Source organism: Limnoglobus roseus (genome assembly GCF_008254045.1).
GTDB classification, from domain to species: Bacteria; Planctomycetota; Planctomycetia; order Gemmatales; family Gemmataceae; genus Limnoglobus; species Limnoglobus roseus.
The window spans coordinates 1,379,523-1,400,215 of sequence record NZ_CP042425.1; the positions used below are offsets into that span (position 1 = coordinate 1,379,523).

Below are 20,693 nucleotides of genomic sequence, written 5' to 3' on the forward strand. Positions count from 1 at the left end.
GGCCGACCTCTTGCTCAGCCCGTGCCCGACTCTGCCACCCGCCCGAGGCGGAAAGGTGAGACCCGAGCTTACGCGGCATGGTCAGCGTCGCCGCCGAGAACTTCATCGCCCATTCGGCCCAGTCACGGGGGACGGCTGCGGGGGTAGGTGGTGGCGACGGTCTCAGCGGGGTCGCAGGTGGGGAACCGGCCCCGTTCTTGCTGAACTTGGGACACCTCACACCCGGAGCGACCCATGAGCATCGCGAACGAGATCGGCGACCAAGACCTCTCCGGCGAACCCGCCTCGCCCCCGCCGGGGACCGGCCACGTCGGCAAGGCGATCATCACCCCGCACGGCAAGCCCGAGACCGTCCCCGTCCCCGCCGGGGCGAAGACGGCCGCGGAAGTCGCCGGCACCGACGCCGACGCGGGCGCGCCGGGGATCGCCGGAACTACGGACGCCGCGCGACCGTGAGCTGATCTGAGCGGGGCGTAGATTGCCCCTGAGAGGGCCGCCCTCACCAAACCCTCACCCCGCCGTCATCAGGCCCTCACCGACGCCGATAAGCTGATGCTGTCACCGGGTCGGGGAGAGGACGCGGCGACAGAGGCGGCGGGGGGGGAGAGCCTCGCCGCCTCGCTTCGTTTGTGATCGCCACGTCTTCTCCCGCTTCGACCTACTCACCGCCACGCCCGAACTCCATTCGAACGTCGCAACGGTCGAGCCGTCAGTCGGGATACGTGTCGTACCGCCGGGTCGAGTCGGTGCCACGGGCCGAGAGGTGGCGAATCCGCGAGTCTCGCCAGGCAAAGACGGCGACGACGATTACCCCCACGGCCACGCCGCCGACCACGCCCTGGGTCAAGCCCTGACCGACGCCGACGGCGACGGGGTCGAACCACGGCTCGTTGCCCCCGCGGAAGACGCTCCGGTAGTACCCCGGCGAGTACGTCCCCAGTGCCCACCCAATGCCGCCGCCGATACCCGCGAAGAGGGCCGCACAAGCCGCGATGGTGGCGATGCCGGTTGGGATGGTCATTCACGACTCCGATCTTGGTCAACGACTCTCGTCCCCAAGCTACCCGCCGATCAGCCGCCGGGCAACACGTCGGCCGGTAGTTCACACCCGGCTCTCACCCACGCCCTCGCTTTCGGCCGGCACACGGGGACCGTTCGAGTGTCGCGGCGGACCCGCCGACGGCTCGGGAGCGGCGAATTTTTTGACCAGATTTCTAGGCGAAAACGCGACTTCCGAAAAATCTGGAAAGATTTAGGCCCGAACAACAACCAAAAACGGGGTGCGTGTCTCCTCTATACATAGGAGGAGTGAAACGACGACCCTGAGGAGCAGGAGCGACGATGCCTTTGGCTCAGGATGAGCTAGGCCGTGTTGATGTTCCTGAGTCGCCGTAGTCGCAGGACGCCGAACACCAAATGGACCACACCGAGGAACATCGTCTTCCGCTTCTCGTACCGGGTGGCGAACCGGCGGAACTGCTTGGCCTTGCCGAACAGCCGCTCCACCTTGTTCCGCTCTCGATACCCGTCCGGCAGGAACGGCTGGGGCTCGACCCGGTTGCTCCGGCTGGGAATGTTCGGGAACACGTCCCGGTCGACGCACGCCTGCCGCTGGTCGTCCCCATCGAACCCCTTGTCGCACACCGCCTCGTCGAAGTGCGGCACGCGAGCGATGGTGGCGTCGAGCAGCGGCTCCAACCGCGGGGCGTCGTGGGCTTGGCCCGGCAACACTTCGACGGCGAGGGCCGTGCCCTCGTCGACGGCCGCCACGAGAACCTTGGTGGTCAGCCCGCCCCGGCTGCGGCCAAGACCCTCACGGCGAGCACTTCGTGCCGCCCCGATCTTTTTTTCTTCCGCCGTGCCCCGGCCGCATGCTGGTGGGCGCGGACGACGGTGGAGTCGACCAGGATGCGGCGGACGTCACCCAGGTCGGGGTTGGCGGTCAGCAGTTCAAACAGCCGCCGCAGGCTGCCCGAGCGGGCCCACCGGCCGAACCGGTGGTACACGGCGTCCCACGCCCCGAACTCGCTCGGCAGATCCCGCCATGGGATGCCGGTCCGGGCCCAGTACAGGATTGCCTCGAAGAACATGCGGTCGGACAGGCGTGGCGGCTGGCCGCCGGTGAACTGCTTGGCCTGGGCGACGAGCGGTTCGAGGATGGCCCAGTGGTCGTCCGTGAGCAAGTACCACACGGCGTCGTGCCTCGGAATGGTCGGGATCGACCTAAACTCTTACCCCGAACGAACACGGCTCGTCAACACGGCCTAGATGAAGTAGGCGTTTAAGTCTTCATCGCATCTAAGACCCCGTCGGAGTTTAAACGCAGAGCCATAGTATTACTCCGTTAGGTTATTTACTTCGTCTCGATCCCGCCGTACTCTGGCGGGATGGACGCACGGAAGCTTGCAAAGCTGCGGCGGGAGCTGACCGCCTTCCTGGACGAGGTCGCGGGCACGCTGGGCAACGCCCGCCGCCGGCGATGGTGCGATGCCTACCTGCGGGGCATCCTCCTCGACGGCCACCGCAAGAGTGTCGAGCCGATGGCCGCCCGGTTGAAGACGATCGAGCAGGGCGACGCGGACTACGAGCAAGCCCTTCAGCAGTTCCTCAATCAGAGCCCGTGGGACACCGGCGAGGTCCGCGGCGGCCTGCAGGCGTGGGTCGCCCGCCGGTTCGGCACGGCCGGCGTGGTCATCATCGACGACACCGGGTTCCCCAAGCAGGGCACGCACTCCGTCGGCGTGGCCCGTCAGTACACCGGCACCCTCGGCAAGGTGGCGAGTTGCCAGGTGGCCGTGACCTTGCAGTTCGCGACGGCCAAAGAGGTCGTGGGGCTGGACGCCCAACTGTACCTGCCGCAAGCGTGGGCGGACGACGCCGATCGCATGGCCCGGGCCGGCGTCCCCGTCGCGGTCGGCTACCGGCCGAAGTGGCAGATGGCGTTAGCTATGCTCCGGCAGGCGGCGGGCCATGGATTTTGTGGCGTCGTGCTGGCCGACAGCCTGTTCGGGACCGTGACCGAATTCCGCGAGCAACTGGCGGCCGACGGCCGGACGTACTTCGTCGGCATCGACTCGACGTTGAAGGTAGTCGCGGCCGACGCCGATCTGGGGCCGGTCCCGCCGGCCGGCCGCACCGGGCGACCACCGACGCGACCGGCCGGCGTCCGGGCCGGGGCGAAATCACCCAACGTCAAGGAATGGGCGTTGGGTCGCGTGGCGGACTTCCGCGCCGTGATGTGGCGGAAAGGGACCAAGGGAAAGATGGCCGGCCGGTTCGCCGCTTGGCGGGTCCGACCGGCGCACAAGCTGTCGAGCGGCCGTGAGCCGGGGGGCGCCTGCTGGCTGCTGGTCGAATGGCCGGCGGGGGCGGATCAGCCGGCCAAGTACTTCTTCAGCAACTTGCCGGCCGCGACGAGCCTGAAGCGATTGGTCGCCGCGGCCAAGAGCCGCTGGTGGGTGGAGCACAGCTACCGCGAGTTGAAAGACGAGCTCGGGTTGGACCACTTCGAGGGGCGGTCGTGGCGGGGATGGAACCACCACGCCGTCCTCGTCCTGATGGCTTACGCCTTCCTCCAAGACCTCCGCCGGACCCGCCGAAAAAAAGTCTCGCCGGGCTGACCCTTCCGGGGCTGCGGGAGCAGTTGCAAGCGGTGCTCGCGTGCTGGTGCGCCCGCTGCCCGGTCTGCCGTCAAACCGTGCCCGAACTTCTCGGCAAGCGGCCGCCCTAGCTAACGGAGTAATAATAGCCACCCCCACAAAGAACCCATCGATAAAGATGAAGTCTAATCTGGGTCTTCATCTTATTCTCCTTCTCAAGAGCAGAATCAGATTTGACTGAGGGGTTTTATGTGGGGGTGGTTAGGGGTTTAGATCAGATCCCACTGAGACTGAGATACCTCTCAGAATCCGAATAGACCCATCTTCTGATAGGCCGAAATTCCCGTCGGCGGGGCTAGGCTGTGTCTGAAAAGCTACGGTGTCAGGTACCACAGGGCGAAGGCGAGTTGGATCATGGCCCGGAAGTTGACGGCCAACTTCTCGTACCGGGTGGCCACCCGCCGCCGCTCCTTCAACCACCCGTTCAGCCGCTCGATGACGTTCCGCCGCTTGTACTTGCCCGTGTCGAACGCCGGCGGTGCGGGCAATCGGGCCAACTCGTCCTTGCGGCGGGCGATCACGTCCTCGATGCCAGCGGCGAGCAACGTCGCCCGCACCCGGTTGGCCGAGTACCCCTTGTCCCCGGCCAGGGCCTTCGGCGGCCCGAGGCCCTTCGGGACGGCCGCCAGGGCGGCGGCCAGGTGCACGACCTCTGGCTCCTGGCCGCCGGTCAGCACCGCGGCCAGCGGGTTACCGGCCCGGTCGCACACCAAGTGCACCTTGGTCCCCCACCCGCCTCGGCTGCGGCCCAGGGCGTGATCGGCCGGCTCGCCGGCCACCGCCTTTTTTTTTCGCCCCGGCGGCCGGCCGGGCGGCCCGCACCACCGTTCCGTCGACGTTCCATTGCCCGTGGTCCAGGTCGGCGTGCCGCTGCAGGTGCTCGACCACCCGGTCCCAGATGCCGTCCTGGCGGTACGCGTTGAATCGGTGGTACGCCGTCTGCCACGGCCCGTGCCGGTCGGGCAAGTCCCGCCACGGGGCCCCGGTGTGCAGCACCCAGAGCATGGCGTCGATCAGTCGCCGCGGGTCGGACGGCGGCCGCCCGCCGGGCTTGGCCGGCGGCAGGAGCGGGCCGAGGGCGGCCCACTGGGCATCGGTCAGGGCGTAGCGCGGCGTCTGCATGGCGGTCGTCCGGTGGGAGGGCCACGCATTCTACGCCCCACCAACCGCTTTTCAGACACAGCCTAGGCGGGCCGAGACGCTGGGAGTTATTTGGTCCGTTTTCAAGCACTTTCAACATTCCGAGAATTTGTTTGCAAATGGCCTCGGTTTACAGGAGTACCCTTTAGGGAGAGGAGCGGGAAGCGACGCGGTCTTCGCTCAGGATGAGCTAGTAGGAGATGATTCTTAGACTCCTTCTCTTCAGCTAATTCGCCTCCGATCAGATGAGCACCGCTTGCGGTGTACCACCCCCACAGCCTGAATTCGACACAGTCACAGCTTCTACCTAATCTTCTTCTTATTCTCCTCTTAGACGGATTCTTCGAATCCTACTGATTCGGAGCTAACGAAGGCTATTGATTGATCCCTGGGAACGGCAGTATCGATCGCTCCCACAGTGCCCGCAGTAGCCGGGGATCGAACTTCAACTCGATCAGGCGATCGACGACCTCGTCGTCGAGGTGCGCGGTGTCGTCCGGCACGAAGTTGGCCAACTCGCCGTACTTCAGCCACGACCACACGGCCTCCACCGGGTTCAGCTCCGGAGCCCACGGCGGCAACATCTCCAACCGCAGTCGCCGGTTCCGGGCGAGGAAGTTGCGGATGGCCGGCCCGCGGTGGTTGCTCCCCCGGTCCCACACGACGACCACGTTCCCCCGCAGGTGCCGCAGCACGTCGCGGAGGAAGGCGACGACCTTGTCGGCGGTGAAGAACCCGCCCGGCTCGGTCGCGAAGTAGAACCCCAGCCGCCGGCCGGTCGGGGACACCGTCACCGCCCCGATGGCTGACACCTTGTCCCGGTGGCCGCCGTCGGCGGCCAGCACCGGCGTCTTCCCGACCTTGGCCCACGACCGCTTCACCAGCGGGTTGGGGAACAGCCCCGTTTCGTCGATCGGGACGAGGTGGGCCTTGGCCGCCGCGGCTTTTTTTCGACCCGCGGCCAGTCGTTCTTCACCCACCCGTCGATGGCCGGCTGGTCCTTCTGCTTCGCCCGCCGGCGGGGCTTCTGTGGGCTGTACCCGCGGCCCCGCATCCACGCCCGCAGGTAGTCCGGGTGGAAGGCCACGCCGAGCTTCCGGCGGATCAATTCGGTCACCCGCCGAGAGGTCCACAGATCGGTCCGGAACCCGTGGGCCGTCGGCTTCTGGTCCAGCCACCGGAGCACCTGCCGCTCCTGGGCGGGGGACAGGAACCGCGGCCGACCCGGTGTCGGCTTGGCCGTCAGTCCGGCGTCGCCGTCGCGGCGGTGGCGGGCCATCCACTTGGCCACGGTGACCGGGTGAACGCCCAGGAAGGCGGCCACCTCGACCTGCGTCCACCCCTCGCCGCACTTCGCCGCAGCCAACCGGCGGCGGGCTTCCAACTCCTGGGCAGTTCCTTTGCTCCTCATCCCGGAAACGTAGGGATCGAGGGCATCAGAGAATAGCGTTGCTTAACTCCGAATCAGTAGTGAAACTAAGTCTGAGGGTTTTATGTGGGGGTGGTTAGGGCTATCGCCCTCGACTGAGTCGCCTACCCATCTCCTACTTCGTAAACGCGCGCGGGCGACCGGGTCGCCCCGCCGATCATCTTCGGATCGCCCCGAAATTGATCCGACCCAGACGCCGTCGAGAACGCCGTAATCGCTCATTAGCCGCGGGCGAAGCCGACCCCGTCTTTGACTCGACCGCGACGAGATCGCCCCGCAGACGCCGATTACGACGCCCTGGGCGGCCCAGCCTCAGCCCTCTCCCCGACGCCGTCAGCGTCGGGGCCGTTTTCGCATTCCCCGAACCCCGGATACCCATGCCCGACCGCTCCTACGCCTTCGACTACTCCGGCCCCATCGCCTTCTCCGTCGAGGGCTATGACGTAACAGCCCACGTCTCATTCCCCGACGACGCTGAAGGCCCAGCCGTCCTCGACCGCCTCGCCCGCTCCGCGAAGGCTCAGGCGATCGAGGTGGAGTACACGCCGCCGGGGGACCGGGCTTTGGCGGCCCAGTACGCCGACGTGATGCGGGCGGCGGGGTTCTCGCTGGACGTGGATGAGTCGGGGAGAGGGTCGCTGGTCTGGGTCCCGGATGGGACGACGACCGCGAAGGAGGAGACGTGGGCGAAGGAGGAGGCCGCGACGCAGCCCGAGAGGGCGTATCTGTTGGCGTAGGCGAGCGGCCGAAGGCCGGCCCACCCCCACACACGATCCTCCCCGACCAATTCTCAGAAAGCGGTGCCCACTGATCCTCCAGTACAACGACTGCCGAATCGACGTTTGCGACACGAAGCTCATCGACATTCAACCCGTCTACTCCGACGACGGCCTCCGCGTCCTCGGCGCGAAGTGGGTGATCGAAATTGAGGGCTGTTGGAATCCCGATCTGATCTCGTTCACCCACGATCCCCGCGGTCCCGATCTCGGGAAGCCGCTGAAGGACGCATGGGGCAGGGACGTGGGTCAGCTCGTCGCGATCAAGCCCCAGGGTCGGGCGAGTCCCATCCGCACGATGAACTCGATCCGCGAGGCACTCCTCGAACCGAGGAAGAAGCTCCTCCTCTTCGAGTATTCCAAGATCGACTCGGGCGAGGGCGAGGTGTTGAATCCGGGTTCGCAGAATGAGCGCGTCCGCCCGCTGACGGAGGCGTCGATCGAGATTCTCGTCGAGGCCCCGGCGAGAGGCGAAGAGGCCGACGCCTTTGGAGGCCCACACACCGTTTTCGTATCAGTGCGCGAAGTCGTGGGTTACGCGCAGGCGTTTGTCGTCGCCATTCGCATCGAGTGCTACACCACCGCCGAGGGCTACAGCGAGGGCAGCGCGGACTCGATCTTGTTGAGCAACAGCTTTTCCGTCAGTACGGCGCTTACGGAACAGTACGCGGCGGTTCGCCGGACCCGCGGCACGGCCGTCTTCCGCTTTGACGCCACGGCCCGCCTCGGATTTTCACCGGAATCGTATAAATCCTCGCTCTTTGCTCGCATCCCCATCGGCTGGCAGAGAGGCGAGATCGAGGTACCGGCGAGGGACGACGGGGTTACGATCGACTACGCCTACACGGACCGCCAGCAGTTGATGTCCCTGCAAGACGCCGGGGCGGGGGCGGCAGCGATCACGCTGGAATACGACGAGTCGCTGGTGCGAGACGCCGACGCGATCGACGCCGCGGTCAACGTGGCGAACTCGGTCTACTCGTTCCGGACGGCGAAGAACTTCGCCGCCGACCAGCGGGGCAACAAGGACGACGACTCGAACGCGAAGCTCGCCGAAGCCATCAACAACCTCGCCAAAGTCCTCGGCAGCTCCGGCAGCTCCGGCGGCCCCTCTCCGAACCCGTCCCCTAATCCCTGAGATCGCGTATGCCCGTTGCAGGATTATTCGGCCTCGGCCGCTTGGCCCCCTTCCTCGGCCGCGCCGCCCCAGCGGCTCGCGGTGCTGTTGGGGGTGGAGGTGTCGGGAGAGCGCTCGGCGGCCTCGGCGGCTTTTTGGACCTGCTGAACCTGGGTAATGCGGTCGCTCAGAATCTAGCGCCCCAGGTCCGTACACAAGTCAGCGTGACGGTCACGGGGACGCCGGGGTCCGATTTTCAGAAGCTCTACCGCCTCGCGCTGTCCGTCGCTTTCGGTTGTTTGCGCGCTCGCAAGAATGCTGGTCTCGGCCTGCTCCCGCCTGCCTCGACGATGACGGCCCACTTCGACCCGGTCAACAAGTTTCTCGGCTTGCAAATCTCCTACTCGTGTTCGGCTCTGGGGAATCTCCTCGACGTTGGGGCGGCCAGAGTCAAAGGAGAACCGATCGCGAAAGTCTTGCCCGTTTTCGTCGGCTTCCCGAACAGCGTCACCGGCGATGAGTTCTCCCAGCTCTCGCTGCTCGAACGCAAGCTCCTGGGCAACGTCGAGCAACTCGAAGGCGCGAACCAGGTTCTCTTGACCGATAAGCCGACCCTTCCCTCTCCAGCCCCCGGCGGCGACCGAGTCGGCCGCGGGTGGCTGGAGGGCATCGTCGCCCGGTCGCTGCTGGAGCCAGAGCATCTGATCGCGCACCCGGAAATCACCGAGGTGAATCCGAACGGCACCGCGCCGAGCGCCCCCGGTTCTTACTCCCCGCTCGCCGGGGGCCGAATCCCAACTCCCCGCCAAAACGTCGGCAAGCCCGACTGGTCGCGCTATTGGTTTGACCGTGGTTTCCCCACCCCTGCTGGAGTTCTTTGATGCCCGATTCTCCCCCGCCGACGCCCACCCCGAAAAAGGACGACGCCCAGCGATCGCTCTACGGGGAGTATTCCTCGACCTCGACCTACATTTTCGATCCAGGCGTGGAGTGGATGCCCTCGGGCGAGCCGCGCCCAACCGACCCGGAGAAGCTGAAGACCTTCCGCCCGATGGTCCCGATCCAGGTCCGCCACCCGGTTCGCTGGCGGCGGGTCTACGCCCGCGGCGAGAAGGTGGGTTCGCCGCCGCTGATGCCGTCCCCGCGGTCGAGCGGCCGGTTCGAGTTCGTCGGCGGCCGGGCGACGGTGACGCAGCCGGTCGGCACATTAGATGGCGTTTCCGCGAAGTGGGTGGTCGAGGCCGAGTTGGACTTCATCGAGAACTGCGACCCGGAGTATTACGGCGGCGGCCTCGTCCTCGGCGGCACCCCTTACTCGACCGAGAGCAATCTGGCGATGGACAACTTTCCCAGCCCCTCTCCAACCGACTCGTCGCTCCACGAGCGAGCCTCCAGCGCTCGCCGGGGCGAGGCGATGGGCCGGCGAATCGACCACGCGCGGCCCGATCTGGGGCTGCTGTACACGAACGGGGCGTACTCGGAGAACTACTTCCCCAACGCCTTCTTCGACGACACGCTCGTCAACGGTGCGGAAGCCGTGCTGCCGCAGCCACCCCCGCCGACAATCCCGCCCCCGCCGACGCCGTAATCCCTCGACAGCGGATTCGGTCAAAGATACGCTGAAGGGTAGCGAATCCCCTTCAGCCCTTCGGAGGTGGTTATGGACCGCGTCTGCGACTGGTGCGGATCGGACGACGATGTGAATCGTGTCGTCTTCAGCGGCGGCGGGCCGTTTCGACAGTCTTACGCCGAACACCTCTGCGCCGGCTGTTACAAGAAGGTCTTGTGGCGGAACGGTCAAGGCGATCGCAACGTCGTCTACGCCCTCGCCCTCGCCCTCGTCTTCGGCTTCACCGCCATCGCGATCGCGGTCGGCGTGATTCGCGACCAATTCGGCCACTGATAACCGACCCGCCTTCTTCGAACACTCTCCCCCGCGGGCGTCCTTTCGGACGCCCGCTTCCCATTCCCCTACCCCCCTCGCCCCTATGCCCCCCAACGACGCCGTCGCCCATGCCCTCAGCGGGCCGGGGGACGTGTGGCTCAAACTCGGCCCCGCCGACTGGACGCAACTCGGCTACTCCGAGGCCGGCGTCCGCGTCGAGTTCGCCCCCGAGTTCTACCCTCTCTTCAACGACCGCCGGGGACCCACCACGCCCTACGCCCGCCTCACCACGGGCTTGACCGCCGCCGTCTCCCTTACCCTCGCGGAGTGGGACTTCGCCCTCTACGAGAAGGCGAAGGCGATCGCGTTCACCGCGGGGACCGCGGGGCGGTTCAACCGCCTCCAAGTCGGCGCGAAGGCGACGGGCCTTCAACTCGCGATCCGGCACAGCTTCTACGGCACCGCGAACGCGACGCCCGGCCTGCCCCCGGGCTACGCCTTCTATGAGGTGTTCCTCCGCCCCAACGCCCTCGCCCCGATCGGCGTGGCCGGTCCGCGGCTCGCGATCACCTTCGACGCCGAGGGCGTCTGGGACGCCCCTTCCGCCTCTTGGCGGGTCTACCACACCGACCCCGCCTTCTTCGCGGGCCTCGCGCCGCCCTGCTAGGCGATCCGGTTCATCCCCCGCCGCGAGCGAAGCCCCACCACCCCCACATATCGAGACACCTTTGACCTCCCCGACCCCGACCCCGACCCCGCGACCGCCCTCGACCCTCCCGCTCCTCCGACCGCTTCCCCGCCGATCGGGACCGCTCCTCCTCCCGCGACGCCCCCCGGCTTCGCCCCCGCCTCGTCTCCGCCTCCACGAGCGCCCGACGCCGACCCCGAAGCTCTCGCCCCGGCGGGCCGAAGCCGACGCCGAGAAGCCCGCCTCGCTGCCGAGGTTGCCGCCGCGGACTTCGCCCCTGGCGACGACCCCGCCCCTTCTCCAACCGCGAGCCGTCGCGACGCCGACTTCACCCCCGTTGCTTCGCCCCCGGCTGACTCTGGCGACGCCTGCGACGCCCCTGTTGAAGCCGAGACCGCGACTCAGCCCCGAGGAGTCCGGGAAGGCTACCCTCCTTCGCCCTCGCCTATCACTCTCACCCGCGCCGTCGCCGAAGCCGGGGTTACGACTGTCGGCGTCCGCTCGCCCGACCCTGACGGCGAGGCTTCCCGAGCGGGCGCGGCCGACGGCGGAGACGCCTCGCCTGAGCCTTCGAAGTCGATCTGCTCCCTCGGCGACCGAGACGCCTCTCGCGATGCGGGGCTATGATCCGCCGACCGCGACGCCGACGGAGCCGACGCCGCGGCTGAGGGGGTGGGAGCGGCCGACCCCGACGGCGTCGGCTCCCCGACTGCGGACCTGGGAGCGGCCGGGGTGGTCTCCGGCGTACCTCGCGGCGAGGGCGGCCCAGACGCCGACGATGACGCCCACGCCGACTCTGCCACTGGAGCCGAAGGCGATGCCGCCGACGACGACGACGACGCCGCGACGACGGCTCCGCTATCGCGACCTCTAACCCCTTCTCTCTTCCCCCACCCGAGACCCCGATGATCTTCTCCGCCCCCTCCCATCGCGTCTACCAAGTCGCCGACGGCCGCTACTGCGACCCCCTCGCCGTCCGCCATAAGCTCCTCCTCCAGACCCGCGGGGAGTTGAATGCGCTCTTATCCGCGGCCCAGACTGCCGACGACCCTGAGGCCGCCGCGGCTCTGGGAACCCTCGCCGACGCCGCCCGGGTCGCCTTCGGCTTCCCCGCCTTCGACCCCGAATCGGGGGCGGGGGCGACGGAGGCAGAGTGCCTGGCCGAGCTTTACCGCTACCTCGAATGGTCGGCGTAGGCGACGCCCCCGCCGACCGCTCCGCCCGCGGAGCGGGACCCCCGCCCACGGACACCGACAGCTAACCGCCTAAGCCGGCGGTGAGCGGCGGGGGAGGCCCCTCCCCACAACTACTCCTCTGGGTCGCCTACTCTGCTCCGACTTCGTCGGCGGGGAATCCTGCGGGGTGGGTGCCCCTTCGGGCGGTTCCCCTCGGCCTCGCCGTCGGGTAAGATCGCGTCGGGTTCCGAGGGGCGACGATGACGGAAGCGGAATGGCGCGGAGCTAAAGACTTGGGCGACTGGGGGGCCTTGCTCACCTTTCTCGGCCCCGCCCCCCGCCGAAAGAGACGCCTCTTCGCCGTCGCCTGCTGCCGCCGCGTCTGGAACTTGATCGCCGATCGGGGGAGTCGGGCCGCGGTCGAGGCCGCCGAGCGGTTCGCGGACGGAGAGTGCGACGCCGACGAGCTGTCTGCCCGCGCCGCGGAGGCTTATGCGGTCGCCGATGGGTTGACGGAGGTGGCCCGTGGGGTGGACGGGAGCGAGTGCGAGAACCCGGCGATGGCCGCGGCGGTCGCGGCGGCAGAGTCGGCGAGAGGCGAATCCTCCGTGACGCCGCAGACCGTTTTCGACGATGCCGTTTGGTCCGTTACGTGGCACGCCCGAGACGCCCTCGGCTCGGCCGAGTACCAGCGGACGGCGGACGACGCTTCGGCCGAGGCGGTGGTCCGGCGGGAGGGGGCGGCGCAAATCGAGTTGTTCTGCTGCGTCTTCAACCCCTTCGCCCCCGCCTTCGACCCCTCCTGGGTCAGCGACACCGCCCGCTCTCTCGCCGAAGCCGCCTACGAGAACCGCTCCTTCGACCGCCTTCCGATCTTAGCCGACGCCTTGGAAGACGCCGGCTGCGAGGAGGGGGAGCTTCTCGGGCACCTCCGCGGCGGGGGGCTCCACGCGAGAGGGTGCTGGGTCGTCGATCTGATGCTTGGTCGGAAATAGAGGGAGTTAGGGGCTTGTCGGGAACGACACGGAAGGAGCTGCCAGATCAGCCTCAAAGCGAGTTTCTGGCCCCTTTCTTGCAGAAGGTAAGGTTTGTGAGAAACTGTGGTTCCAGAAATCCAGGCAGATGTCAAACAATCGGAACTTTCCGCCCTAATTGTTCTAAAGTTTACCCAACTACCCTGGCAATTTTGACTGAAATTTGGAGAATTTACCACACAAATCAAGTGGAGTCAGCCGTCCCAAACCCAATGCGAGATCTGTACACACGACTATCGAATGACGGGTTCGATAAGTCGTGGATTCTCAACTCCATCCTGCCTGACTGGTGGGATGACGAGTTGGCGGCCACTCCTTTCAACCGTTCCATTGCCGAGTCTGGTATAGCGGGACATCTTGGATACCCCATCGCGTCCTTACGCGACCCAAATGCGAGTCTAGAATTCGCTGCGCAACCCGAAGGCAATGCGTGTTTCAAGCGAAATCGAAAGGTTGACGCTAAGAAAGTTTCCCCATCATTGCGGGTCGTCAAGAGAGCGACGGCCTTAGTCTCCGGAGCCGTTACGGCCGCCACCAGGTACGAAGGGCCTTTAACCGCAATTGAGGTGCGGCGAACGATTCTAGCAAAACATGACGCTGTCACCTTTGACAACTTGCTCGACTACTGTTGGGGAATGGGCATCATCGTCCTCAGCATTCAGGGCCTTCCGCCGAAGGGGGGTAAGTTTGACGGCGTTGCGATGTACAGCAACGGGAAACCCATCGTTGCTATCGCGTCATCCAAGAAAGGTCCGGCTTGGCTAGCTTTTTATCTGGCCCATGAGTTGGGGCATATTTCATTGGAACACGTCAAACCAGACGGCGGAATGTGTGTTGATGCCGATCTCGCAAATGCCGGGGTGGACGAGGACACGGAAGAGCAGGAGGCGAATGGCTTTGCTCTGGAGTTGCTAACGGGGGAAGCTACTGGGATAACTTTCGAGTCTTCCTCTCTCAAGGCTCCCGAAGTCGGCAAAGCGGCTCTGAAGTTCGCATCTAAGGCAGACCCGAAAATCGATCCCGGCGTGGTCGTCTTGTCCTATTGCAAATCGACAGGCTATTGGGGCGTAGCCAAGAAGGCGTTGGAGATTGTCGGTCAGTCTGAGGGTGGACACGAAAAGGTCAGACAAGTATTGTTACAACACCTCGACTCGAAGCGCATCAGCGAGTCCGAGGCACGTTTCCTTGCTGCTACTTGTCACCTGCCCCTGTAAGCCTCCGAATGTCAGATCCATCGCTGATCGTAGATAACGACGTTTTCGTCCTGTTATCGGCAACCAATCTATTGGATCGCGCGATTGCCGTCCTCAATTTCCAGCCCGACCGCGTCAGCCGGTTAGACGCATTGCCGCACATGCTTCACGCAACCCTCAAGGGAAAAAGCAAGAAGTTCAACAAATTCACACCGCCCCAACTCGAAGCCGCTGTAAGCCAGACGGAGAGGTTCTCTCCTGTAACTCTCAGGTCGAATGATGACAAGCTGCTCGATCGGCTCGCGAAGGAAATAGCCTTCGACGCACCGATTTACGCTAGCCTTGTGGAGCAAGAGTCCATGTGGCTTCATTCGGGTGATTGTTCAGCAATGCTTCGGGTTGGAACAGTTCCGAATTTAGCTGATGTGCGAGAGAGAATTACCGGAAGACTCGTTAGCGTGGAAGCTATCGCGTATCGACTCATTGAAGAGGACGGTTTTTCGGATACGGCAAAAGCGTTCAACCCAGTCCTAGGAGCAAGTCAAACAATCAACGCCTTGTTCTCAAGGGGCGGCATGGTTGACCAACTGGAAAGTGCCCGCTCCTACCTCCGCGATCTCTGTAGGCGAGTTGGCCCTGGCTTCCTTCATTGCCCGCCTTGTCCTGAATATCACGTTTCACGACTCTGCCAACTGGATCGTCGCTGAGTACGCTCCCGGTTCTGTCTCCGCTTCCGCTGCGAAGCCGTCGCCGAGGTGAAGACGCCCCGACCCCAGGCCCGCCTGATCCGCCTCTCGAAGCTGACCGCGGGCGGGGACCGCGAGGGCGATGAAGTAGGTGATGATGATGAGGAGGAGGGGCGGCCCCTCCTCCCCCGATCTGAAGCCCCCGCCGATCCGGCGGGGGCGTTTTCGTTTCTGGGGACCGGGCGACCCTGCCGCGGCGAAGCCGGTCCCCACCCCACGGTGTCACGGCCCCGACGAAGACCGTGGGGCGAGGGCGATGAAAACGGCGGGGCCGCCCGGCCCACGTTGATGATCGCGGGGGCGGACCCGGTGTTCTGTTCCGGCGGCGAATGAGGTCAGGAACTTGTCAGCGGTCGGGCCGACTTTGCTGATCGAGGGCGATTTGCTCGAATTCGCAGTCGATCTTTGTGAACGAGGTCGGTTTAGCAGTGCAAGAGGGGAAATTTCGAGGTCCGCTGTTGGCGCGTCGTATCGGAATCGTCCTCTAGCGTGGAAGCGACGCCCGATCGACGCCAAGGAAGATTTTCGAAAGTTCGCTTAATATTCGCGATCGCCGAGCGTACAACTTAGGCGGGGCGGTACGGACGGCCCCGCGACAGGCCCAGTTCGCCGCCCTGTGAAAAACCCCTCTGGGGCGGAGTAACAGGTAACACCTATCCACCGCGGTAGGGTCGCACTCGCCGCCGAGGGTAGGCCGCAGCGGTGCGTAGAAGTAGGCTCCGTTTGCCAAGCCTGCGAAGACCCTTCGGGGGCGAATAACAGGTAACGCCGTCGCGGGACGGGTCTCTTTCGCCGCCGAGGGTAGGTCGCCCTCGGTCTGTACTGGCCCCGTTCGCCAACCTGCGAAGTCCCTTCGGGGGCGAGTAACAGGCAACACCTACACTCCGCGGTAGGGTCTCCCACGCCAGTTGAGGGCAGGCTGCCCCGCCACGGCTTAGAAAAGGCTCTGACGCCGAACTCCCGCGAAGGCTCCAAAGCCAAGTAGGGGAGATCACCGCGAAACCTTGAGGGCTTTCGCGTCTGTCGAGGGGGCGTCAAAGTGACGCCCCCGCTTTGTTCCGTCTGATCTACTTCGTTCTCGATTATGACCCTGCTGGCCCCCCAGCGGGGTCGCTTCGTTTCTGCCCCCGTGGACGGCTTCCGCCCGCGGCCGGGTTCCCGCGTCCGCATCTGAAGGAGTTGCTGTATGGCCGACTTGTTCTTCGACGCCGTCGGCGAGGTCCGCCTCGCGATCGACGGCAACCGCTTCACGGTCGATGTAGACCTCCCCGACGACGACACCGCCCCCGAGGTTCTCTCGCGGTTCGCCGTGTCGTGCTGGCTCCAGGGTCTGCCCGTGGAGTACCCCGTCCCCGAGGAGCGGCGGATGCGGGACCGCTACGCCGCCGCAATGGCCGACGCCGGGTTCGTGCCGAACTACGCGAAGACGACCCGCGACTACGCGGCGTGGGAGCCGGAGTACGACGGGGAGGCGAGTCCGGCGGCGAAGCGGCGGGCGCTGCGGAACCGGCCCGAGGGGGTTCGCCGGCCGCTGCTCGTGAGGGGGTCCCGCTGAGTCGCGGGCGGGGTGATTCACTTCAAGGGGGAACGATCGTGATTGAAGAAGTTGAAAAGCGGGAGTGGTGGGAGCAGTTCACAGCCGAACTCGGGAACGGACTCGCACCGTTCCCGGAGAAGGACTCCGCACTGCACCGGAAAATCGAGGAGTGCGTGGCTCATCTGGCCGACTGGGAGAAGGTTGCCCGCAGGCTGGACGGCGATGACGCCTGGGTTCGGGTCGGGGACAAGAAAATCCTCCAGGCGATTGATGCGGAGGCGGCTGTTACTGACGCCGCTCTCGTCGCCGCCGTCCACCCCGACCGCCCGACCGGCGACGACTTCGAAGAGTGGAAGCGATGGGCCTGGAAGGCGCTCACGAAGGCGATTACCGAAGCCGAGAGGAAAGTGGTCGCCCGTGAGGCGTTAGTTACCTCCTACAACCCCCGCGGTGATGACTCCGATTTCCACGAAGTCGGGCGTCGGGATGACGCCCCCTTCCGGCTCTGGGAGTTCGCCCCCTACGGGCCGCGGGTGACGCCTCCTCGGGTCGGTGAAAAACCGCCCCTCGCCTACGATCCGTTGCGCGCCGAGGGCGGGAAGGAGGCGGATGAGGAAGTCGCGAAGGTTCTGTCAGTCGATGACCAGAGCTATCTCCGGCTCGTCTACGAGCGCGATTACTCTTCCCTGGACGCCTACATCGCGACGTATCCGAACCTCGTCAGCCGTAGCGGTTCACTCATCGTCGCGGAGTGGACCCGCGCCCGACTCCGCCACCAACGCGGCAAGGCCGAGGAACACCATCGGGAACTGCTGGTACGTCTGCGGCGGTGGAACGACCCGGATTGGACCGGCGACGATGGCCTATCGGGGTCGCCCCCTTGCATCCAGGAACCGAATACCGGCCCTGAGAAGCGGAGTCGAAAGAACTTCGCCCGAGCTTACGGCGAGTGCGTCGATCAAGGGTCGCGGTATCACCAGGGCCGCCTGAAGGAGAAGAAGGACGCTTCAAAGCGGATCAGGGAGCAAACGCGGCGACGAAAGTTGAAGGAAGCAAAGCTCGCGGCTGCGCAATCTGCGGCTCCTCGGACCGCCGACGCCCCGCTCTGCGGGTAAGCCTCCGTCCCCAGCTTTGCCCCGCGAACCACGAGCAGTCAGCCCTACCACTCTGCCCCCGGAGAATCGATGCCCACGCCGACGACCGAAGACGAGTATCAGAACCACCTCGACGCCCACCCCGACGACTGGGCCGCCCGCGCTGCCTTCGCCGCCTTCCTCGAATCCGCCGGGGACGCCCGCGCCGCCGGCCACGCGATGTTCGTCTCGCTCCGGAAGCACAGCCGGCGGTGCGAGGGCGACCCAGAACCGACGCGGACCTTCTTCTCGGCGCGTCGCGTTTTGTGGAACGCCGCCCGCGCCTTGCCGGCGACCCTCTTCAACGAGGTCGTGCGAAAGTGCGACGGCGTCGAGGGGATCACGTTCGTGAAGGACAAGGACCGGGAGGTGGAGGCGATCCAAGGGAAGGATCGGCGGACGCTGGAGGACGAGGTGGCGAAGGTCTTCGGTCGGTTCCAACTGAAGACCCAGAAGAAGCTGATCGCGGAAATGTTGCGCAAGATGGGCCGGGCGGTCCCCGCATAGGAGCCGAGCGAAGCTCCAACCACCCCCGCAGACTTTACCCCCCGACCACTCACCGAGGATCATCTGATGCCGACCCCGACCCCGACCCCTTCGCCCTCGCCGACCCCGACGGCGACGGAGCCGAAGACCATCCCCCTCGCCCACGGCTACGCCCTGCGGTGCGACGCGGCCGACTTCGACGCCCTCGCGCCCGCCCTTGGGCCGTGGACGCCCGCGGCAACTCGGTCCGGGCCATCACCAGCCTTCGCCGCCGCGGGCGTCGCCGGACCGTCTCGGCCGCCGCCCTCGTCGCGAACCCGCCCCGCGGGTGCGCCGTCGCCCACCGCAACTTCGACGCCCTCGACGTGCGGCGGGAGAACCTCGTCGTTCTGTCCAAGCGGGCCGCCCGGTCTCACTCCCCGCGGCCGGTCCGCGGCGTTCCCGGGGTGTCCCGGGCGAAGGCGGCCAGCGTCTGGGTCGCCCACGCCGACGACCGCCGGGGCCGGCGACGGTTCCTGGGGACCTACCCGACCCTAGCGGCGGCCCAGAAGGCGGTCGCGAAGGCGGCCCTCGCGGCCGGCCCGCCGTTCGTCTGGGCCGCGCTCGAAGACCCGGCGGTCTGCGGGTCGAAGCGGCTGCTGGCGGACGTGGGCGTCTTGATCCAGGCGGCGAAGGCGTCGCCGGGGGCGTCGCTGGCGGAGCGGGCGTGGCGGCTACACCGCGACGCCGTCCTCGCCGCCGAGGCCCCGAAGGCCCTCCCCCCGTGGCTCCTCGCCGCGACCGCCGACCCGCGGATCAGTTCCTCGACTCGCCACCTCGCGCTCCTCGGGGGTTTGATCGCCTCTTGGGCCGGCGACCCCGACGCCCTCGCCCGCCGGGCCTGGGAGATGGTCGTCGAGGGCGTCCCCGCTTATACGCCCCCGCCGCTGCGGCGGGCGACGCCGACGCCGACGCCGACGCCGACCGCGAAGGCGACGGCGACCTCGAATCGGTCTGGGTCGCGGACCAAGTCGGCTCCGGCGTCGAAGTAGGCGTCGGCGGAGCCGGGGCGTTCCTGTGGACGGGGTTGGCTGGTGCCCAGCCCCTTCTCTGTCTCTGAGGGGTTCTGATGTCCTTCGATTGCGACGCCGCCCAATCCCCAATCGCCGCCGACCGCTTCTGGGGCAAAGTCCGTAGAGGCGTGGGCGCTGACGATTGCTGGGAGTGGGCGGGGGCGACGAACTCGAAGGGGTACGGGGTCATCTCCGTCGGGGGCCGGCTCTGGCTCGCCCACCGCTTCGCTTACGCCCTCGCCGTCAGCGACCCGGGGGCGGCCCAAGTCCTCCACCGCTGCGACAACCGCGTCTGCGTCCGCCCCGACCACTTGGCCGCGGGAACGGCCGCCGACAACGCCGCGGACATGGTCGCGAAGGGGCGGCAACCCAGAGGGGAATCGCACGGGCAGGCGAAGCTGACGGCGGGGAAAGTCGCGGCCATCCGCCTCAGAAGAGCCGACGGGGTGACGTGGGTGCGAATCGCCGCCGAGTTCGGCGTCAGCGAGCGGCAGGCGAGGGACGTGGCCCGAGGCAGAGCCTGGAAACACGTCCCCGCGGTGACGCCGCCCTGTTAGCCGACCTCCTCGGGCGGGGGAGGTGGCGGCGGCTCCTCCTTCCGCACTTGATCCACCGCCTGTTTCAGCACGTCCGGGCGGCTCGTCAGGTGCGAGTAGTGCTTGTGCAGCATCGCCGTCGAGGAGTGGCCGAGCAGGGCCGCGACCGTCGCGTCGGGAATGCCCCTCGCGAGGGCGTCGGTGGCGAAGGTGTGGCGGAACCCGTAGGCCGTCGCGCTTACGCCGGCCAGTCCGCGAAGTCGAACCACGGCTTTCGTGATGCTCCGCCCCGTCCACGGGTTCCCCCTCTCGGTGCGAAGCAGTGGCCCCGTGGGCGTCACCGCAGCGAGGTCCCGGAGCAGGGCGACCACTTCCTTCGACGGCACGATCAGTCGCGGTCGCCCCGTCCCGTCCGACTTGTGATCGCTCAGCACGACAATCCCATCTCGCACGTCCGCCGCGGTCATCTTCGCCGCCTCCCCGGGACGGCAGCCGGTGCCGTGGAGGACGATCAACACCCGCGTCAGGGCCGTCGAAGCCTTCGCGAGAAGTTTCTCCCGATCCGCGTCGCTAATGACCGCCTCGGCCCCGCGGCTGCGCTCCTTCGGCCGGTCCACCTTCTTCGCCGGGTTGTCAGGGCAGTAACCCATCCGCACGGCCCAGCCGAAGAAGGCGGAGGCACTTCGTAGCCGCATCCCTTTCGTTGTCGGACCGCACCGTCGCATCCCCGCCAACCACTTCGTCAGAAGCGCCGGAGAGATCGCGTCCAGGGGTTGAGTCCCCGCGGTCGCGGAGAGGATGTCCAAGTCGGCGGCGTAGAGGGCAACGGTCGAGGGCTTTAGCCTTCCCCGGGCGTCGGCTAAGAAGTCGGCGACCACTTCGGCGAGGGGTAGGGAAGGCATCACGGGGGGCGACGGCGAATGAGTAGGCGATGGCCCCGGCGGTGCCGAGGCGGGACGGGGTGGTCCGCTAGTCGCCAGCAGTCGATGCCACGCCCGCACCGCTTCGGGTCGGTTTTTCTCGCCGCGGACCCGCAGGGAGACCGATTTTCCGTCTACCGTGACGTACCACGTATCCTTCGATTCGCGGAACCACGGCCCGTCTGTC

The 20,693-nt window shown here is 66.6% G+C and carries 26 protein-coding genes; 18 read left to right on the plus strand and 8 right to left on the minus strand.

The features are described from left to right. The first annotated feature begins 234 nt into the window (after nt 1-234). Complete coding sequence (locus tag PX52LOC_RS40265; protein ID WP_168218821.1) at nt 235-456, plus strand: hypothetical protein; 222 nt, start codon at nt 235-237, stop codon at nt 454-456. A gap of 253 nt (nt 457-709) precedes the next feature. Here PX52LOC_RS40265 and PX52LOC_RS05580 read toward each other — a convergent pair whose 3' ends face one another. The 3 genes from PX52LOC_RS05580 to PX52LOC_RS05590 all read right to left on the minus strand — a co-directional run bounded on the left by PX52LOC_RS05580 (nt 710) and on the right by PX52LOC_RS05590 (nt 2,192). Continuing rightward, nucleotides 710-1,021: a hypothetical protein gene (locus PX52LOC_RS05580; protein WP_149109164.1), complete on the minus strand. Its 312-nt coding sequence runs from the start codon at nt 1,019-1,021 to the stop codon at nt 710-712. Between the two features lie 341 nt (nt 1,022-1,362). Beyond that, complete coding sequence (locus tag PX52LOC_RS05585; protein WP_390635774.1) at nt 1,363-1,770, minus strand: transposase; 408 nt, start codon at nt 1,768-1,770, stop codon at nt 1,363-1,365. Nucleotides 1,771-1,784: 14 nt separating this feature from the next. Continuing rightward, on the minus strand, nt 1,785-2,192 hold the full coding sequence (locus PX52LOC_RS05590; protein ID WP_168218822.1) for an IS5 family transposase: 408 nt from the start codon (nt 2,190-2,192) through the stop codon (nt 1,785-1,787). A 195-nt stretch (nt 2,193-2,387) separates the two neighbouring features. Here PX52LOC_RS05590 and PX52LOC_RS05595 point away from each other — a divergent pair, with 195 nt between their 5' ends. Next, entirely contained in the window at nt 2,388-3,620 is a 1,233-nt protein-coding gene (locus tag PX52LOC_RS05595) for an IS701 family transposase (protein WP_149109166.1), read from the plus strand. 353 nt (nt 3,621-3,973) lie between these two features. On the opposite strand, the gene PX52LOC_RS43745 is transcribed toward PX52LOC_RS05595, so the two are convergent. From PX52LOC_RS43745 to PX52LOC_RS05610, 4 genes are all read right to left on the minus strand, one after another. Continuing rightward, nucleotides 3,974-4,369 (minus strand): IS5 family transposase, encoded by a 396-nt coding sequence (locus tag PX52LOC_RS43745; protein ID WP_390635688.1) that lies wholly within the window; start codon nt 4,367-4,369, stop codon nt 3,974-3,976. After that, nucleotides 4,350-4,781 carry an IS5 family transposase gene (locus PX52LOC_RS43750; RefSeq protein WP_390635390.1) on the minus strand — a complete coding sequence of 144 codons (432 nt, stop codon included), beginning with the start codon at nt 4,779-4,781 and terminating at the stop codon, nt 4,350-4,352. Before PX52LOC_RS43750 ends, PX52LOC_RS43745 begins: the two co-directional genes overlap by 20 nt. A gap of 392 nt (nt 4,782-5,173) precedes the next feature. Then, a complete protein-coding gene (locus PX52LOC_RS05605) occupies nt 5,174-5,779 on the minus strand; it encodes a transposase (protein WP_168218823.1) in 606 nt (201 codons plus the stop codon). After that, nucleotides 5,677-6,210 (minus strand): IS630 family transposase, encoded by a 534-nt coding sequence (locus PX52LOC_RS05610; protein ID WP_149109168.1) that lies wholly within the window; start codon nt 6,208-6,210, stop codon nt 5,677-5,679. Before PX52LOC_RS05610 ends, PX52LOC_RS05605 begins: the two co-directional genes overlap by 103 nt. Nucleotides 6,211-6,605: 395 nt before the next feature. On the opposite strand from PX52LOC_RS05610, the gene PX52LOC_RS05615 reads away from it, so the two are divergent. The 16 genes from PX52LOC_RS05615 to PX52LOC_RS05695 all read left to right on the plus strand — a co-directional run bounded on the left by PX52LOC_RS05615 (nt 6,606) and on the right by PX52LOC_RS05695 (nt 19,607). Next, entirely contained in the window at nt 6,606-6,965 is a 360-nt protein-coding gene (locus PX52LOC_RS05615) for a hypothetical protein (RefSeq protein WP_149109169.1), read from the plus strand. Nucleotides 6,966-7,143: 178 nt separating this feature from the next. Further along, nucleotides 7,144-8,142 carry a hypothetical protein gene (locus PX52LOC_RS05620; RefSeq protein ID WP_168218824.1) on the plus strand — a complete coding sequence of 333 codons (999 nt, stop codon included), beginning with the start codon at nt 7,144-7,146 and terminating at the stop codon, nt 8,140-8,142. 134 nt (nt 8,143-8,276) lie between these two features. Further along, nucleotides 8,277-9,002: a hypothetical protein gene (locus tag PX52LOC_RS05625; protein ID WP_149109171.1), complete on the plus strand. Its 726-nt coding sequence runs from the start codon at nt 8,277-8,279 to the stop codon at nt 9,000-9,002. Further along, the gene (locus tag PX52LOC_RS05630) at nt 9,002-9,709 is read left to right on the plus strand and encodes a hypothetical protein (protein WP_149109172.1); all 708 of its coding nucleotides are present in this window, start codon (nt 9,002-9,004) and stop codon (nt 9,707-9,709) included. The genes PX52LOC_RS05625 and PX52LOC_RS05630 overlap by 1 nt, the downstream gene beginning before the upstream one ends. 72 nt (nt 9,710-9,781) lie before the next feature. Continuing rightward, nucleotides 9,782-10,024 (plus strand): hypothetical protein, encoded by a 243-nt coding sequence (locus tag PX52LOC_RS05635; RefSeq protein WP_149109173.1) that lies wholly within the window; start codon nt 9,782-9,784, stop codon nt 10,022-10,024. Between the two features lie 85 nt (nt 10,025-10,109). Beyond that, on the plus strand, nt 10,110-10,673 hold the full coding sequence (locus PX52LOC_RS05640; protein ID WP_149109174.1) for a hypothetical protein: 564 nt from the start codon (nt 10,110-10,112) through the stop codon (nt 10,671-10,673). A gap of 634 nt (nt 10,674-11,307) precedes the next feature. Next, nucleotides 11,308-11,568, plus strand: a complete 261-nt coding sequence (locus tag PX52LOC_RS05645) for a hypothetical protein (protein ID WP_149109175.1) — start codon at nt 11,308-11,310, stop codon at nt 11,566-11,568. A gap of 31 nt (nt 11,569-11,599) precedes the next feature. Continuing rightward, nucleotides 11,600-11,890: a hypothetical protein gene (locus tag PX52LOC_RS05650; RefSeq protein WP_149109176.1), complete on the plus strand. Its 291-nt coding sequence runs from the start codon at nt 11,600-11,602 to the stop codon at nt 11,888-11,890. A 239-nt stretch (nt 11,891-12,129) separates the two neighbouring features. Next, nucleotides 12,130-12,864, plus strand: coding sequence for a hypothetical protein (locus PX52LOC_RS42325; protein ID WP_246173657.1), 735 nt, complete (start codon nt 12,130-12,132; stop codon nt 12,862-12,864). Between the two features lie 674 nt (nt 12,865-13,538). Continuing rightward, a complete protein-coding gene (locus tag PX52LOC_RS05660) occupies nt 13,539-14,117 on the plus strand; it encodes an ImmA/IrrE family metallo-endopeptidase (RefSeq protein WP_149109177.1) in 579 nt (192 codons plus the stop codon). Between the two features lie 8 nt (nt 14,118-14,125). Further along, on the plus strand, nt 14,126-14,803 hold the full coding sequence (locus PX52LOC_RS05665; RefSeq protein ID WP_149109178.1) for a hypothetical protein: 678 nt from the start codon (nt 14,126-14,128) through the stop codon (nt 14,801-14,803). A gap of 1,225 nt (nt 14,804-16,028) precedes the next feature. Then, a complete protein-coding gene (locus tag PX52LOC_RS05670; protein WP_149109179.1) occupies nt 16,029-16,397 on the plus strand; it encodes a hypothetical protein in 369 nt (122 codons plus the stop codon). A gap of 38 nt (nt 16,398-16,435) precedes the next feature. Further along, the gene (locus tag PX52LOC_RS05675; RefSeq protein WP_149109180.1) at nt 16,436-17,494 is read left to right on the plus strand and encodes a hypothetical protein; all 1,059 of its coding nucleotides are present in this window, start codon (nt 16,436-16,438) and stop codon (nt 17,492-17,494) included. Nucleotides 17,495-17,563: 69 nt separating this feature from the next. After that, complete coding sequence (locus PX52LOC_RS05680) at nt 17,564-18,019, plus strand: hypothetical protein (RefSeq protein WP_149109181.1); 456 nt, start codon at nt 17,564-17,566, stop codon at nt 18,017-18,019. A gap of 203 nt (nt 18,020-18,222) precedes the next feature. Continuing rightward, on the plus strand, nt 18,223-19,029 hold the full coding sequence (locus PX52LOC_RS05690; protein WP_149109183.1) for a hypothetical protein: 807 nt from the start codon (nt 18,223-18,225) through the stop codon (nt 19,027-19,029). A gap of 77 nt (nt 19,030-19,106) precedes the next feature. Then, nucleotides 19,107-19,607 carry an HNH endonuclease gene (locus PX52LOC_RS05695; protein ID WP_149109184.1) on the plus strand — a complete coding sequence of 167 codons (501 nt, stop codon included), beginning with the start codon at nt 19,107-19,109 and terminating at the stop codon, nt 19,605-19,607. On the opposite strand, the gene PX52LOC_RS05700 is transcribed toward PX52LOC_RS05695, so the two are convergent. Then, nucleotides 19,604-20,488, minus strand: coding sequence for a tyrosine-type recombinase/integrase (locus PX52LOC_RS05700; protein ID WP_168218825.1), 885 nt, complete (start codon nt 20,486-20,488; stop codon nt 19,604-19,606). The two genes, PX52LOC_RS05695 and PX52LOC_RS05700, sit on opposite strands and share 4 nt — an antisense overlap. Nucleotides 20,489-20,693: the final 205 nt, after the last annotated feature.